General features: G+C 44.1%; 16 protein-coding genes and 1 pseudogene. 5 read left to right on the forward strand and 12 right to left on the reverse strand.

Annotated elements, in window-relative coordinates; translation table 11 throughout:
• Positions 1-2: 2 nt before the first annotated feature.
• The 3 genes from LJE12_RS11640 to LJE12_RS11650 all read right to left on the reverse strand — a co-directional run bounded on the left by LJE12_RS11640 (position 3) and on the right by LJE12_RS11650 (position 1,181).
• Positions 3-320, reverse strand: a complete 318-nt coding sequence (locus LJE12_RS11640) for a DUF3847 domain-containing protein (RefSeq protein ID WP_009260053.1) — start codon at positions 318-320, stop codon at positions 3-5.
• A 286-nt stretch (positions 321-606) separates the two neighbouring features.
• Positions 607-810: a hypothetical protein gene (locus tag LJE12_RS11645; protein WP_004614949.1), complete on the reverse strand. Its 204-nt coding sequence runs from the start codon at positions 808-810 to the stop codon at positions 607-609.
• Between the two features lie 146 nt (positions 811-956).
• Positions 957-1,181 (reverse strand): helix-turn-helix domain-containing protein, encoded by a 225-nt coding sequence (locus tag LJE12_RS11650; protein ID WP_008368839.1) that lies wholly within the window; start codon positions 1,179-1,181, stop codon positions 957-959.
• 302 nt (positions 1,182-1,483) lie between these two features.
• Here LJE12_RS11650 and LJE12_RS11655 point away from each other — a divergent pair, with 302 nt between their 5' ends.
• Positions 1,484-2,524 (forward strand): DUF6076 domain-containing protein, encoded by a 1,041-nt coding sequence (locus tag LJE12_RS11655; protein WP_118608674.1) that lies wholly within the window; start codon positions 1,484-1,486, stop codon positions 2,522-2,524.
• A gap of 225 nt (positions 2,525-2,749) precedes the next feature.
• On the opposite strand, the gene LJE12_RS11660 is transcribed toward LJE12_RS11655, so the two are convergent.
• From LJE12_RS11660 to LJE12_RS11695, 8 genes and pseudogenes are all read right to left on the reverse strand, one after another.
• Positions 2,750-5,128: an ABC transporter permease gene (locus LJE12_RS11660; protein WP_227226970.1), complete on the reverse strand. Its 2,379-nt coding sequence runs from the start codon at positions 5,126-5,128 to the stop codon at positions 2,750-2,752.
• A gap of 15 nt (positions 5,129-5,143) precedes the next feature.
• A complete protein-coding gene (locus tag LJE12_RS11665) occupies positions 5,144-5,809 on the reverse strand; it encodes an ABC transporter ATP-binding protein (RefSeq protein ID WP_173788028.1) in 666 nt (221 codons plus the stop codon).
• Between the two features lie 5 nt (positions 5,810-5,814).
• Positions 5,815-6,075, reverse strand: coding sequence for a hypothetical protein (locus tag LJE12_RS11670; protein ID WP_227132548.1), 261 nt, complete (start codon positions 6,073-6,075; stop codon positions 5,815-5,817).
• A 129-nt stretch (positions 6,076-6,204) separates the two neighbouring features.
• On the reverse strand, positions 6,205-8,238 hold the full coding sequence (locus LJE12_RS11675; protein WP_227132545.1) for an ABC transporter permease: 2,034 nt from the start codon (positions 8,236-8,238) through the stop codon (positions 6,205-6,207).
• A gap of 165 nt (positions 8,239-8,403) precedes the next feature.
• Positions 8,404-9,435, reverse strand: coding sequence for a sensor histidine kinase (locus LJE12_RS11680; protein WP_227132542.1), 1,032 nt, complete (start codon positions 9,433-9,435; stop codon positions 8,404-8,406).
• Complete coding sequence (locus LJE12_RS11685) at positions 9,432-10,124, reverse strand: response regulator transcription factor (RefSeq protein ID WP_118608676.1); 693 nt, start codon at positions 10,122-10,124, stop codon at positions 9,432-9,434. The genes LJE12_RS11680 and LJE12_RS11685 overlap by 4 nt, the downstream gene beginning before the upstream one ends.
• A gap of 223 nt (positions 10,125-10,347) precedes the next feature.
• Positions 10,348-10,473, reverse strand: a pseudogene (locus tag LJE12_RS11690) (helix-turn-helix domain-containing protein); the annotation flags it as partial.
• Positions 10,474-10,902: 429 nt separating this feature from the next.
• A complete protein-coding gene (locus tag LJE12_RS11695; RefSeq protein WP_055054148.1) occupies positions 10,903-11,082 on the reverse strand; it encodes a hypothetical protein in 180 nt (59 codons plus the stop codon).
• A gap of 296 nt (positions 11,083-11,378) precedes the next feature.
• Between LJE12_RS11695 and LJE12_RS11700 the strand changes: the two genes are divergently transcribed.
• Genes LJE12_RS11700 through LJE12_RS11715 form a run of 4 tightly spaced genes read left to right on the forward strand, consistent with a single transcriptional unit; the run spans position 11,379 to position 13,040 of the window.
• On the forward strand, positions 11,379-11,708 hold the full coding sequence (locus LJE12_RS11700; protein WP_008705292.1) for a DUF6442 family protein: 330 nt from the start codon (positions 11,379-11,381) through the stop codon (positions 11,706-11,708).
• Positions 11,705-11,911: a helix-turn-helix transcriptional regulator gene (locus LJE12_RS11705; RefSeq protein ID WP_003865061.1), complete on the forward strand. Its 207-nt coding sequence runs from the start codon at positions 11,705-11,707 to the stop codon at positions 11,909-11,911. Before LJE12_RS11700 ends, LJE12_RS11705 begins: the two co-directional genes overlap by 4 nt.
• Before the next feature lie 9 nt (positions 11,912-11,920).
• Positions 11,921-12,223, forward strand: a complete 303-nt coding sequence (locus tag LJE12_RS11710) for a hypothetical protein (RefSeq protein ID WP_008121271.1) — start codon at positions 11,921-11,923, stop codon at positions 12,221-12,223.
• A gap of 19 nt (positions 12,224-12,242) precedes the next feature.
• Positions 12,243-13,040 carry a YhfC family intramembrane metalloprotease gene (locus tag LJE12_RS11715; protein WP_226854287.1) on the forward strand — a complete coding sequence of 266 codons (798 nt, stop codon included), beginning with the start codon at positions 12,243-12,245 and terminating at the stop codon, positions 13,038-13,040.
• A 177-nt stretch (positions 13,041-13,217) separates the two neighbouring features.
• Here the strand turns inward: LJE12_RS11715 and LJE12_RS11720 are convergent, their stop codons facing one another.
• Positions 13,218-13,574 (reverse strand): hypothetical protein, encoded by a 357-nt coding sequence (locus LJE12_RS11720; RefSeq protein WP_147420600.1) that lies wholly within the window; start codon positions 13,572-13,574, stop codon positions 13,218-13,220.
• Between the last annotated feature and the right edge of the window lie 59 nt (positions 13,575-13,633).

The raw sequence follows: 13,633 nt of genomic DNA on the forward strand, positions 1-13,633 counted from the left end.
CCTTAGTCACCGCCTTTCTCCTGCCCGGAAATACGGGCGTGGTTCTCAGTGGCAGACCGGATGAAATGCTCCGCCTGCGGCAGATTCAAAATGTTTTCCATGAGGGAATAAAATTCCGCTTCGGATAGCTCCTTTGTCTGTGGCGCAATGCTCTCAACGGCTGCCCCACGGGTAATTAGCCGGTGCGTCCTCTGTTTCCGGGAACCGCTTTCCAGATACGCCTGCCGGTTTTTCAAACGCTGCATTTTCCGTTTTTCCCGTTCCAGCAGGACAGTGGTTTTTTCATATTCCTGCTTCAACTGTTCCAAAGATTTTTCCATGTTCTCACATCCTTTGCTGATAAGATAAAGAAAGACCATCCGCAGACAGTCCGTGTGTCAGTGCTTCTATAAAACCCGATGAAAAGGGAAAACCGCAAAGCGGATTTCTCTTTGCGGCGGGTACACAGGGGATAGCCGCTTTAGCGGCGCAAGGGGGTGTAGCCACCTTGTCGGAGCAAAGCGAACGCAGACCTCGGATTGCTGATTTTATCAGCGGCAGAGGTAAGCTCCGCAGGACGCACGATACATGGTCTTTAGACTATGTATAGAAGTGCGCCCTTAGTTCCTAAGGGATTTTGCCGTTTCCGGCAGTTTTGTCCTTTTTCTTGGAACGCTTGGAAAGATACTTCGGGCAGTCAACCACAACCGCCCGGAAGCTCTGTTTACATTCGTGCTGGCATTTCCGGCACAGTTCGTTGTAAGTGATACGGCTGCGGTCATTTAAGAAGAAAGACCATTCCAGCCGCCGCTTGTTGCTCATTCTTGCCATAACCGGCTCCTTTCTCCATTTCTACCTGATGTACACAGATAGGCTGTTTTGGTGTAGCGTTTCGGTATCATTTTTAAGTTTTTTTCCCTCTGTATGCTCCTTTGGAAAGTGCGGCAGTATTGCAGTCAGGGAATGATACCTCACGCTTATTTGTCGCTTCTCGGTACGGTTTCGGAGCCTTTTGCCATCCATTCAAAGAAAGCAATTTTGCTGACCTTGATAAGCCTACCCCTGCGGAACGCCGGAAAGCCGGGTGTGTGTACTAGCTCATAGGCGCTCGCTCTTGAAATTCCCATAATCCGCTGAATGTCCGCTACATCCAGAACCAGCGGTAAATCCTCATAGCTGTTCAATCTCTTTTTATCGTTCATTCTGTTCCTCCCATAAATCAAATAGGTTAAAATGCTTCCTGTTGCCGTTCTCCCCAAAATCCGTTTTCCTGCCCCATTCCTGCGGTGTTTCCCTGCATTGGTGCGCCGAATGCGTCACTTCTCCTGCCGGTCATATCCCTTTTGGACGGTCATTCACTTGTCAAGGTACTGTGCGGTACGAAATTACCAACCGCAATCATCATAGCGTACTATCCTTGACAAAACAATGATTCTGCGATACCATGAGTGTAACGGATATAACTGAATTATATAATTACCATAAACAAAGGCAGGGGATAGGGATGGAGAATCAGTTTATACGGCATGAGCCATGTTTTGAGAGGATTTTGTTTGTCCTGACGCTGGACAGGAAGAAAATGAAAGAGCGGATTTTGATTGGGGAAGAACAGCAGATCCGCTTCCGTCTGAACGGGAGCCAAAACGCAGAGGTGCTTTGTGATATGACACGCCCACTGGGAACTTTTTTGATAAACTTTGAGCGTGACACGGACAGAGACTGGAACTTATACGGGCTTTCTCCGCTGCGGCAAGCTCTCCACTCCAACCGATGGAAACAGCCGGAGCTGGAGCAGGCGGCAAGCGAATTTCTTTGGGAGAAATATCTTAGCAACGACCCTCTGAAAATGTATGTGGCGTTCCGTATCTGGAACAGCTATCTGCTTGCCAGAGAACCCCGTGACCGTAACGCTGCCTGTGACCGCTTCATGGATAAAATGAGCAGACTGACCGGGGTATTCCAAAACGAAACCATGAGCTTTGACAGGGAGACAGGAAAACCGAAACAATTTCAAGCTGGCAGCCTTTATTTCAAAGGCGCACCGTCAGAAGATACCCGGCTTGACCTCTGGTTCCCGGACAACCGGCGCACAGAAGAATGTGTGTCTGCCTATGCGTCCCTCTACCCGTTGATTACCTATTATCTGAACAGGCTGAATGACTGGGGGCTTTGTTTCCGGCAGTGCAAGGTCTGCGGGAAATATTTTCTGGCAAAGAGCCAGCGATATGAGCTGTGCAGTGACAAATGCCGAAAAGCACAGGCGCTTCAAAACAAGCGGGAATTTGACGAGAGGGCAAGAGAAAATAACTATGACCTGCTTTATAAAAATGAATGCCAGAACTGGCGCAACAAAATAAACCGGGTAAAAAATACCGCAGGCTTTCCGGCTGACCGTCTGGAAAAAATACAGGCTGCCTTTGCTGACTTTAAGAAAGAAGCCTTACAGAGAAAAAAAGCTGTAAAAACAGGAACGGCCAGCCCGAAAGAATTTGCGGACTGGCTGTATCAGCAGAGTAATGTAATTGTTGAGCTGACCGAGATATGAAAAACTTTCTATCGTCAATTTCGCATTATTGCAATAACAGATTGCTTCTTCCATGAATGGTAATATTATCATCAAACTTTTGGAAGAACTATAAATGTCCGAGGTGCCTTTGATTTCGACAGAAAAACAGGCTGAATTGTTACAAAGCTCGGACATTTCAAAAATTTCTTTGAGAAATGGCGAAAAAGGCGGGGCAGCACACGCCGCCCCGCCGATCTCAAAAGGTTATTCCATTGCCCGCATTTGTTCAATCAGAGATTGTTTTTTCTGTCTGCGGATTGTCCAAACAGACAAGATCAGCTCCATTCCGAACAATACCAGAATGAACAGCGCCATTTCCAAAACCGGGAATTGATAAGGCACTACATTTCCGGCAAAAGCACCTACACTCATTTTTCTGCAAGCAAAGATGGAAGCCGGAAGCCCAACGATCAGCGTTGCCAATGTTGCAAAGAGCGCATAGCACAGCCCCTCACAGATGTTCATTTTACATAGCTGTTTTTGTGTTAGGCCGATAGAACGCAGAATACTGTTTTCCTGCTTTCGGGCTATCTGGTTAGAGAGTGTCGTATTGATAAGGTTGATAACGCCAAAGAGAAATACCAACAATGAAAGTATCTCCATACTGCCAAACGCAAAAGAATTTGTCATTTCTTCATATTCAATCACTGTATTGATTTCATCTAAGGCAATATTACTATGGCTGGCAACAATATTTTTCAATTCAGCTCCCACATAGTCCGTTTTTTTAGGGTCATTTACAATGCTCCATGAATAGTCAAAATAGGTGATTTCCGGGTGCAGTTCGTGGAACAACGCTTCTGGTGCAAAAAGAGTTGCCCCATCTAAGTGCATCCTGCCATGTCCTGAATATACCTTTGCAGGAGCGTATAACCCCGATATGGTAACAGAAATGGATGGCTGTTCTTCACCCAAAGAAATCTCAACCGTTGAACCAACACCCATATCCTCATTCTGCTTTAGCACATTATAGTCAATTACAATACTACGGGAATCTGTTGGCATGGTTCCCTCTGTCAGAGCCGCTTCAACTGCCGCATAATTCTGGTCGGTCAGCATATCGCACATACCACCAACTTGATGAATCTCTGTTTTATAAGTTGCATGGAGAGATTGCCTGCTTGGAATTATATCTGTAACGCCATCAATAGATAAGATTTCCTGCTTTAATTCCTCATTCAATGGATTTCCCGCTGCCATAACCTTTTCTTCTGTCATTTCAGAATCCAAATAAATTTTATAGTCGCCGTCTGGGAAAAACTGTCTTGCAAGCGCCTCTGGTGAGCGCAGCAAAACAATGGAGGATACCACAAGCAGGATAATTCCGCCCAAACTCAATGAGGCTACAATAGCAACGGTCTTTTTTCGGTCACGCCTAAAATTTGCAATTCCCATTGAAACAGGATTGAGCTTGATATTCTTTTTCCGGCTGCGGATGTCCTTTTGCGCCGGGGTAAAACGGACGGCTTCAATGGGGGAAATCCCTGCTGCAATTTTCACCGGCTTACGGATGGAAACAGATACCATGATCCAACTGCTTATAAGCGTTAAAATAACCGTTGCCACATAGGAAACAGCGTTAAAACCCTTGGAAAACAGGAGGGAACCGCCGCATACGCCCAGCACTGTGCCAATCAGAATCCCGATACTGCCGAGTTTGCGTCCCTCGTTCTTTACAATCCGCTTGATTTGCTTTGGTGTCGCACCAATCGTCCGAAGCTGCCCGTAGCTTTGGATTTTGTCATTGATGGAAATACGGAAAATACTTTGAATTACGATATAGCCGCCGATCAGAACAAGGGCAATCACGCCAGCCATCAGTGCAAAATCAAAGGATTTAGAAGCATAGGCAAAATACTTGCTGTTCATTTTGGGCATAGGAAGCTGATATTCCTCCGCAATCTCCCTGCAATAAGAGGTCATCAGTTCTTCGCCCAACTGGTCGCTGTTTTTGAAATGGACATAGGCGCGATAGCCAGTCGGGTCAAACCCTTTCCATTCTGTCAGGGCAGCGTTGGAAAGAATGATAGCGCAGGTATTCGCTTCTTTTTCATTTACGCTGTCCATAATGCCGGTAACGACATAATCACCATGAAAACTCTCGGTATCTAAGGTCACAGTGTCCCCGATCTTGGCATTGTTTCCATAGGTGGAAAGAAAGTATTCGCTTACAACAACTTCATTTGCTTTTTCAGGAACCCGGCCCTCTAACAACTCCATCTGCGCCTTGGCAATCTCCATCATTTGCGCGTCGCAATACACATAGGACGCATGATAGCCCTGTTCTGAAAGCTCATCACCCAGCATATAGTAGCCGCCTACGCGCTCAAACTCCGGCAGTCCTTTCAGGGTTTCAATGTCGTTTTCCTCTACGCCCAGCCAGACCGCCTCATAAGTATCGACAACCTGATTGCGCTGCATTTGTGTCAGGGAGGTAGACACAATTCCCGTAAAGCAGATCAGAAATGCCGCCAGCGCAACGGCAATCACCACCATCAGATTCCGGCGCTTCTCGCTTTGCAAACTTTTCTTTGCCAGCTTCTTTGTAATGGCGCTGGTATCATTTTCAAAAGGCCATACCATAAGTCCGCTACCTCCTTATTCCACAATCTTGCCGTCCTCAATGCGGACAATCCGATCTGCAAGGCGGGCAATATCGTTGTTGTGGGTAATCATCACAACAGTTTGCCGGAACTCCGCACTGGTGCGCTTGATAAGCCCCAGCACCTCGGCGCTGGTCTTGCTGTCAAGGTTGCCGGTCGGCTCGTCGGCCAGCACAATAGCCGGTTTGGTAATCAGGGCGCGGGCAATCGCCACACGCTGCTGCTGTCCGCCGGAAAGATTGTTCGGCATATTTTTCAGTTTATCTTCCAGCCCCAGCAGGTGAACGATTTCATCCAAAAACTTCTGATCCACCGTGTCCCCGTCCAGTTCCACCGGCAGGACGATGTTCTCATACACATTCAGGATAGGAACAAGGTTATAGTTCTGGAAGATAAAGCCGATGTTGCGGCGGCGGAAGATGGTGAGCTGTTCATCGTTCATTTTCGACAGTTCTTTGTCCCGGACAATCACATTGCCGGAAGTAGGGGTGTCCAGCCCGCCCATCATGTGAAGCAGGGTGGACTTGCCGCTGCCGGAGGTTCCCACAACGGCCACAAACTCACCGTCATTTACAGAGAAGTTCACGCCGTCAAGGGCGCGGGTGATATTCGGCTTTGTGCCGTAATACTTTTTCAGGTCGATAGTCTGTAAAATTCTCATAAAATTCAATCCTTTCTTTGTTTGTTGTAAATGCGGAACGCTGCTGCGCCGGTGGCCGCCAACTGTACCAGAATCAGCACAGCGAACAGTCCGAAGCTCTCATAGTAGAACAGTTCATCCCAAAACGGGAGAACATCACAGAGGGCAGTCAAGGCAACCGTCCAGCGGATGTGCTGGGCCAGCCTTTGCCAGAACGCCAGCACAAGGGCAACGGGCGGGACGATCAGCAGCGCCAGATTCAAAATCATGGTCGGGGTCAGTTCCATTGCAACGCCTCCTCACTTTTGTTGATAAGGTCATTGTAAAACCCAAATGTCCGCGAAATGTTACAGCGGCCAAAAAATTTCATCGAAAATCGGGGTGAAATGTTACAACGCTCGGACATTTCAAAATTATTATTCAACTACCCTTAATCGAGCTACAATACTTGTTTTTCTAAAATAGCGAAACGAAACATGAGGAACTATAATCGCCACAACGCAAATAACAATTCCCTCTAATATCAACGGGAAAATCGTAGGCTGTATTGTAAACAGCCATAAGTCAGGTTGATTAAAGAAAGTAGGAAGAATTGTATTTGCAACAATAAGAGAGAGAGGTAAACCCATTACACAAATCAGAAATGCGTAAAACAATCCCTCCAATACGGTCAATTTGTTAATTTGTTTTTTCGTCATTCCGATGCTCTCTAATGTAGCAAATTCCCGTTGCCGGTTTATAATGCCCGTTATAATGATGTTGGAAAAATTCACAAGCCCGATACTTCCTAATAGAAACCCAATAAGGCCACCTATGATAAAAATAGTTTGTTTTAATCCATTCATAGTTTGTGCCAATGTTTCAGACGATGCGTATTCAACGGTAGGTAAAGAATTGATGTACTCGGTCGCTGGCAAAAAGTGTTCTTTTTCCACATCAAACACATAACTCATTATGGCTGGATTGTTATACAATTCCACAAACATCTCATTACTCATATAGAAAATAGGACAATCGCCGCCAACATCAGTGTAGCCAACATTCTTACCAGGAGATTCTACCAATGAAAAATCAACCACTGCACGCGCAATTACCGAAACCGTTTTATAAGGCAATCCATCTTTGTAAATGGTAACTTCCTGATTGAGCGGACAAAGAAATTCAGGAGATTCATTTGGGTTGATCGCTGAAATTTCTATAACATAGTTTCCACTTTCCAAATATGAGGTTAGTTGCTGTATATCTGTTTCTCCCTCAATGAAATTCAATTTAGGAAGTATTGATTTTTCTACCCCGTAAATATTGCAAAGAGGTCGATAATCAACACCGAGTTTTACTGGATAAGTTCTGCCATCAACCATACCACTTCGTATAAGGTGATTATCTTCTGTGTATTCGTCTAATACTTCCGTGACCAAACTACCATAATCATAAGTAACACTGAGATCATCCAAAGTGTTTTTATAAATTCGACTTCCGTTCAGCACAGGAATATTATTTTCAATATCAGATATGATTTCATTACTAACAGAATCATCTTTAAATCGAAAACCTTGCACATTAGAAAATGTGTTTGGGCTTGCCACAACAAAATCAAATGAGGTAACAGAAGATACATATTTTTTAACATCAACACTATTTCCGATTGCGATTGCACTGTTTAGGAGAATAATGCAGAGTATCATGGATAAGACGATAAATATGGTACGCTTTGAATTTCTTCTTAAATTTCTCCATGCCATTTCTGTTATTCTATTCTTAAACGAAAGACGATTCTTGTTGGCACTATGATAATTGTCTTTTTCATAGTATCTGGTTGCCTCAATGGGCGAAATCGTAGCTGCAATTTTGAATGGTTTCTTTATGCTCACCCAAACAGTAATCGCACTAAATATCCCGGCAACGACAAAAATAATAGGATTAAAACTCAAGTTCACAGAAAGATTGTGATACTCGCCTTTCATAAAATTAAGAATCCACGGAAGCATAAGTATTCCTACTATATATCCTAAAATCAACCCAATAGATATACCAATTATAGACAGCCAAAATGCTTGCTTATAAACAATTCGCTTGATTTGCTTCTCCGTTGTTCCGATTGTTCTTAATAAGCCATATTTCTTTATTTCTTGAACAACAGAAATCTCAAAAATATTGCGAATGAGCAAATAGCCCGTTATTACAAAAATCATAATAAAAAACAGGGCTGCTATTATGGCAATCCAATTTACAGATGTACCAGTGGACGGGCTGGTTCCCCTAATTTGCAAAATAGTTGTCTGTATAGACTGGATCGCTCCAACACATAAAGTCGTTACAGAAGTAAAAAGCATTGATGTTAAAACGATTGCTATTACAGCAACAATATTTCGTAATTTGTTGGCTTTGAAGCTTCTTTGCGCCAGCTTCTTTGTAATGGCGCTGGTGTCATTTTCAAAAGGCCATGTCATGGTTGTATCACCTCCATATTTGATAAGGGTATTGTAAAACCTAAATGTCCGCGAAATGTTACAGCGGCCAAAAAATTTCATTGAAAATCGAGGTGAAATGTTACAACGCTCGGACATTTCAAAAAAATTTACGGCGGGCAGCCGGAAATGGCCGTCCGCCGCGTTCTATTTTGTCGGCAGCATAATGGAAAATTCTGAACCCTTGCCCGGCTCCGAAACCACTTTGATATAGCCGCCCTGCCGCGTTACGATCTCTCGGGCCAGATACAGGCCAATGCCCACGCCCTGCTGTTCGTGTACTTCTTCCTCACGATAGAAGCGCCGGAAGATGGCAGCCTGATTGCTTTCGGAAATGCCCTTGCCGGTGTCGGTCACTTTGATCTCCACATACATTTCCCACAGCACCACCGACACAGCGATTTTCCCGCCTGCAGGGGTGTACTTCACTGCATTGTCCAGCAGGTTAAAGAGGGCTTCGGATGTCCACTTGCTGTCATGGAAAACGGTCAAATCCTCCGGGCAGTCCACGGACACAGCGATTTCCTTTTTCTCCGCTGCATACACAATCCCACTCATGGCCTGCGCTACGGTATCAAAGAGGCAACCCGGTTTCTTATCCAACTGGATCACGCCCGTTTCCAGCCGTGAGGTTTTCACAAGGGCCTGAAAGAGAAAGTCCAGCTTATCCGTCTGGCTGCGGATTCCCCGGATAAAGTCGGTGCGCTCCGACTCGGTCATGGGCTTTTCCAGCAGGGTGTCCGTCGCCATTTTCAGATTGCTTACCGGCGTTTTCACCTGATGGGAAATATCCGATACAAGGGTCTGTAACTCCTGCCGTTCCTCGTCCACCCGGCGGCGGTTCTCCTGCATGATCTGGTAAAGCCTTGCCAGCCGGTGTCCGATTCTGGCAAGCTGGGTTTCGCTGTCCTCTGGCCGCTGGGGCGCTTCATTCCCGGCGATCATGTGGTCTAAGGTCTGGCACAGGTCAGCGGTAAACTGCGACAGCCGCTTTCCAAACGCCTGCGTCAGTACAAAAATCCCCACAAGGGCGCACAGCAGCAGCGCCCCGCCTGTCAGCAGCACCGCCGTCTGTTTTGTCACAAGAAACAGGGCTATGGTGATCCCGGACATGGAGAGGACAAGCCCCATTGCCACCCGGCTAAACAGCCGCTTTACCGAGAGATTTTGAAACTTCATTTTGCCTCACCTCCCGTCCATTGATAGCCCATGCCGTAAACGGTCTTGATGTAGGGCGCGCCGCCGTCGGATTCGATCTTGCTGCGAATCCGGCTGATGGAGGTTGTCAGGGTGTGTTCGTCTACAAACCTCTCGTCTATATCCCACAGCCTTTCCAAAAGCTGCCCGCGGGTCAGCACTTGCCGGGGATTTTTGCGGAACAGGTTCAGCATTTTGTACTCCATCGGGGATAGGGTCAGGGGCTTGCCGTTTAGGGAAGCGGTCTGCTCCGAGAAGTCCAGAAACAGCCGCCCGTCGTCGTAAATGTCCTTAGCCGGTTTGTGGTGTTCCAGCATGGCGAACATGGCTTTGATTTTCCGCTGCAAGGCCCCGATCACAAAGGGCTTTGTGATGTAGTCCACCGCGCCCACCTCATAGCCCCGTATCTGGTCGCTCTCCTGATCGTTGGCGGTCAGGAATATTACGATGGTGTCCGGGTGCTGGGGCTTTATCAGCTTGCACAGCTCAAAACCGTTGCCGTCCGGCAGGTTGATGTCCAACAGCACCAGATCAAATTCCCGCTGACGGATAGCTTCGGCTGCGGTTCTGGCATTTAGGGCAGAAGTCACGCCGTAACCGTCTGCGGTCAGGTTATAGTCTAACATCTTATTCAAAAAACTGTCGTCCTCGACAATTAAAATCTGCTTCATATCCTCACTTCCTTTGCTTTTTGCAGATAGTATAACAGGCAAATGTCCGAGAATTGTTACAAGGACAAATATATTTATCATTTTACAGCTTTTTTATGTGTACTGCAATTTTATAAAAGAAAGGACAGCAGTATCATCAAATTGCTGTCCTTGCGGTTTATTATAGCTGGTAGTGTATAAGCGTGGGTTCATCATATTTGGTGTGGTATCTTTAACTATGGGAAACTCCTCGCTCCCATTTAGAAACAGACTTATCACTCATACCTAATTTTTCTGCCAGTTGCTTTTGTGTCATCCCCAATGACTTTCGCTTACCTGCAATATATTTTCCAATTTTGATAAGATCCATCCATCTACCTCCTTTTTTTATTAATCGTACTCTATTTTAGATGAAAAGCATACCCCTCGAAGGTAGAATATGACTTTTAAGTCTGTCTAGTTTGCCAGATAGAATACAAAGCTTATATGTCCTGTCCCTTCGCACACCCACTTTGCATTTTTTTAGCAAACTCACTTGTAAAAACTTCCTTTTCCGGCGCTTCCGGGATACTGCACTATTTTTCTTCCCTTTTCTTTCAGGACTGAAAAAGCCCTGCGTCAGGACGTTCCCTGATGCAAGGCTTCTAATTTTTTTCTCTATGTTTCTGTGTCTTTTTTTGATGTTTTCTCTGGTGCTCCGTATGAATCGGATTTTCTGATTCTTACAAAGGGGATTATCAAAAAAGTGCCAAAGAGGAGTGCTAAAAAATGAAGAAATAAACTCCAAAATAACTCCATTTTACTCTTTATTATTTTGTTGTTCTTCTCTTGCGTAAAGAATGTCCAACGCCTGGAATATTACATTACTCATAGTCTGATAATGTCTCTCTGCATAAAATACTAGCTTTTCTTTTTGCTCTGGTGACATCCTGATTCTCAGACTAGAATCTTTGCCGTCTAATGATGGTTTTCTAGGCATCTTTCTCTCCTTACATTTCATAGTTTAATATGAATTGATACAAGTGTTAATCTCGTTTTGTTAATATCACCCATTTCCCTTTTTGGCTACTTCCCTGCTTCTTCAGATAATTCTTTTCCTTCAATTTGGTTATATAATACTTCACACTAGCAAGATTCCAATCTAACGCATAATCGAAGTGGTAGAAAAGTTATCTCTTATATCGGTTGTAACTTTTTTATGAACTTTATTGACAAGAAAACTTGGTATGTGTATAATTAAAATATGCAAAGAAAACTTGGCATGGAGGTGTTTTTATGAAAAAGGACGAAATCTTAAATGCAAGCAGAAAAGAACATCGCAATAAGGACTTGGCTGAAATGGAAGTGGTATATCAAGCCGGAAGTCACGCAAGCAGAGTTGGTGTTTTAGTGTGTTGTTTGCTTTCGCTGTTATCTTCTGTGCTTGCTCATACTATGATTTACAGTCCGTGGGTTATATACTTCAGCATTATTGCAACACAATGGTTAGTTCGTTTTATCAAAATGAAGCGAAAGAGCGATTTGGTCTTGACTGTTCTGTTTTTTGTGCTTTCCATTTTGGCATTTGTTGGATTTGTTAGCCATCTTTTAGAGGTGAGAATATGAAAGAACAATTACAACTGAAAAATCACTTAAAGGAAGTTCGCACAGAAGCAAATCTTTCTCAAGCTCAGCTTGCAGAAATGGTAGGGGTATCAAGAAATACCATTAGTTCTATTGAAACAGGACAGTTTAATCCAACTGCAAAATTGGCTCTAATTCTTTGTATTGCATTGGACAAAAAATTTGAGGAACTATTCTATTTTTAGGAGGTCATTATGGAAAATATTATAATGTTGATTTTGGGAGTGTTCATATCTGTTGTGGGAATTGTAAATATCAAAGGCAATATCAGCACAATTCACTCTTATAACAGGCGAAAAGTAAAGGAAGAAGATATACCAAAGTATGGAAAAACAGTCGGCACAGGAACGCTGATTATAGGAATATCTCTTGTATTAGGTTTTATTGTTTCGTTTTGGAGTGAAATAATTATAGATTATATCATTCTTCCAGCAGTTATTGTCGGATTAGGCTTTATATTGTATGGACAGTTCAAATACAATAAAGGAATTTTTTGAGAATCAGGGAGGTATAAAGATGGAATTGAACACAATATCAGGTCTGGCGATAGCGGGAGTTATCTGCTCCGTTGTCCTCTCGATGGGGGTACCGATTGCTTTGTTCATTGCAGGAAGGGTGAAGCTTAAGGCAAGGATTTCCTCGTTCTTTATCGGAGCAGGAACCTATCTGCTGTTTGCCATGCTGTTGGAACAGCAGCTGCATGTTCTTGTCATTCAGTTCTGCGGACTGAACGCACAGAGCAGGCCATGGCTTTACTATGTGTACGCGGCTTTGGCTGCAGCGGTTTTTGAAGAGACCGGAAGACTGATTGCCATGAAGTTCTGGATGAAGAAATGGCTGGATTTTCCAAATGCACTGATGTATGGAATCGGGCATGGCGGTGTGGAGGCCATTCTGATCGGAGGACTCTCCGGAATCAGCAATCTTGTGTCCATGCTGATGATCAACAGCGGAGCCATGCAGAATACGCTGGCGGCACTTCCTGCTGAGTCTGCAAACCAGACCGTGTCACAGCTGTCGGCCCTATGGACAACACCGGCACCACTCTTTTTTGTAAGCGGAATCGAAAGAATCAGTGCCATCATTCTGCATATCGGGTTGTCACTGCTGATCTACCGGGCGGTAAAGGCAGGCAAATGCAGGACAGCGGCTTTTACAGCGGTTCTTGCATATGGGATTCATTTTATCGTGGACTTCTTTGCCGTGGCAGGTCCGGCGCTTCTTCCCATCTATGTGATTGAAATTGGTGTCTTTGTGATGGCAGCCGGAACTCTTGTTATGGCGCTGAAGATGGGAAGGATGGAAGAACTGTGAATTCCAGTTTTCTGCTATCATAAAACAGAATATATCTGACAGAACGCACCGTAGAAATACGGTGTTTTTTGTGCCCTTTTTGATGATTGGATATTCAATTAACTTTATTTATTACCCCCTCCAATATCTAAAAAAAAGCTACTTCTGCAAGTCAACCTCACAGAAGTAGCTTTTTATTTATCCATTATTTTCATTTCTTTTCAAAACCATTTCATAAAAATCCAGAAACTCTTTTGTTATATAATATCCCTTACTTTCAACATCCAATGAGTCAAATGTATTATCATTTTCATCTACATCTCCAGACTCTGTTTCAAATTCTTCCTCAATGAATCCCGTTTGTTTAATATGTAAGAACACGTAATCAACTTCTCCTGGAGATACCTTTATTTGCTTTGAATATTCATTGCAAAACGATTCGTATTTGTTGCTATATGTTCTACCATTTATGTGTTTCGTTGATTTACCTCTTTTAGATGAATCTTCACAATATTTTTTGTATTCAACTAAATATTGTATTTCTCTATACGACATAGTAGTGAATTAAAAACTTTATCCTCACACGACTGAAGTCGCGTGCTTCCAGACGCTTT

Origin of the sequence: Blautia sp. DFI.6.71 (assembly GCF_020593585.1) — a bacterium.
Taxonomy (GTDB): Bacteria; Bacillota; Clostridia; order Lachnospirales; family Lachnospiraceae; genus Blautia_A; species Blautia_A wexlerae.

Bases quoted from the DNA above. Each gene is read 5' to 3' on its own strand.
- LJE12_RS11640 (WP_009260053.1), bottom strand. From the start codon at position 320: ATGGAAAAATCTTTGGAACAGTTGAAGCAGGAATATGAAAAAACCACT.
- LJE12_RS11645 (WP_004614949.1), bottom strand. From the start codon at position 810: ATGGCAAGAATGAGCAACAAGCGGCGGCTGGAATGGTCTTTCTTCTTA.
- LJE12_RS11650 (WP_008368839.1), bottom strand. From the start codon at position 1,181: ATGAACGATAAAAAGAGATTGAACAGCTATGAGGATTTACCGCTGGTT.
- LJE12_RS11655 (WP_118608674.1), top strand. From the start codon at position 1,484: ATGGAGAATCAGTTTATACGGCATGAGCCATGTTTTGAGAGGATTTTG.
- LJE12_RS11660 (WP_227226970.1), bottom strand. From the start codon at position 5,128: ATGGTATGGCCTTTTGAAAATGATACCAGCGCCATTACAAAGAAGCTG.
- LJE12_RS11665 (WP_173788028.1), bottom strand. From the start codon at position 5,809: ATGAGAATTTTACAGACTATCGACCTGAAAAAGTATTACGGCACAAAG.
- LJE12_RS11670 (WP_227132548.1), bottom strand. From the start codon at position 6,075: ATGGAACTGACCCCGACCATGATTTTGAATCTGGCGCTGCTGATCGTC.
- LJE12_RS11675 (WP_227132545.1), bottom strand. From the start codon at position 8,238: ATGACATGGCCTTTTGAAAATGACACCAGCGCCATTACAAAGAAGCTG.
- LJE12_RS11680 (WP_227132542.1), bottom strand. From the start codon at position 9,435: ATGAAGTTTCAAAATCTCTCGGTAAAGCGGCTGTTTAGCCGGGTGGCA.
- LJE12_RS11685 (WP_118608676.1), bottom strand. From the start codon at position 10,124: ATGAAGCAGATTTTAATTGTCGAGGACGACAGTTTTTTGAATAAGATG.
- LJE12_RS11695 (WP_055054148.1), bottom strand. From the start codon at position 11,082: ATGCCTAGAAAACCATCATTAGACGGCAAAGATTCTAGTCTGAGAATC.
- LJE12_RS11700 (WP_008705292.1), top strand. From the start codon at position 11,379: ATGAAAAAGGACGAAATCTTAAATGCAAGCAGAAAAGAACATCGCAAT.
- LJE12_RS11705 (WP_003865061.1), top strand. From the start codon at position 11,705: ATGAAAGAACAATTACAACTGAAAAATCACTTAAAGGAAGTTCGCACA.
- LJE12_RS11710 (WP_008121271.1), top strand. From the start codon at position 11,921: ATGGAAAATATTATAATGTTGATTTTGGGAGTGTTCATATCTGTTGTG.
- LJE12_RS11715 (WP_226854287.1), top strand. From the start codon at position 12,243: ATGGAATTGAACACAATATCAGGTCTGGCGATAGCGGGAGTTATCTGC.
- LJE12_RS11720 (WP_147420600.1), bottom strand. From the start codon at position 13,574: ATGTCGTATAGAGAAATACAATATTTAGTTGAATACAAAAAATATTGT.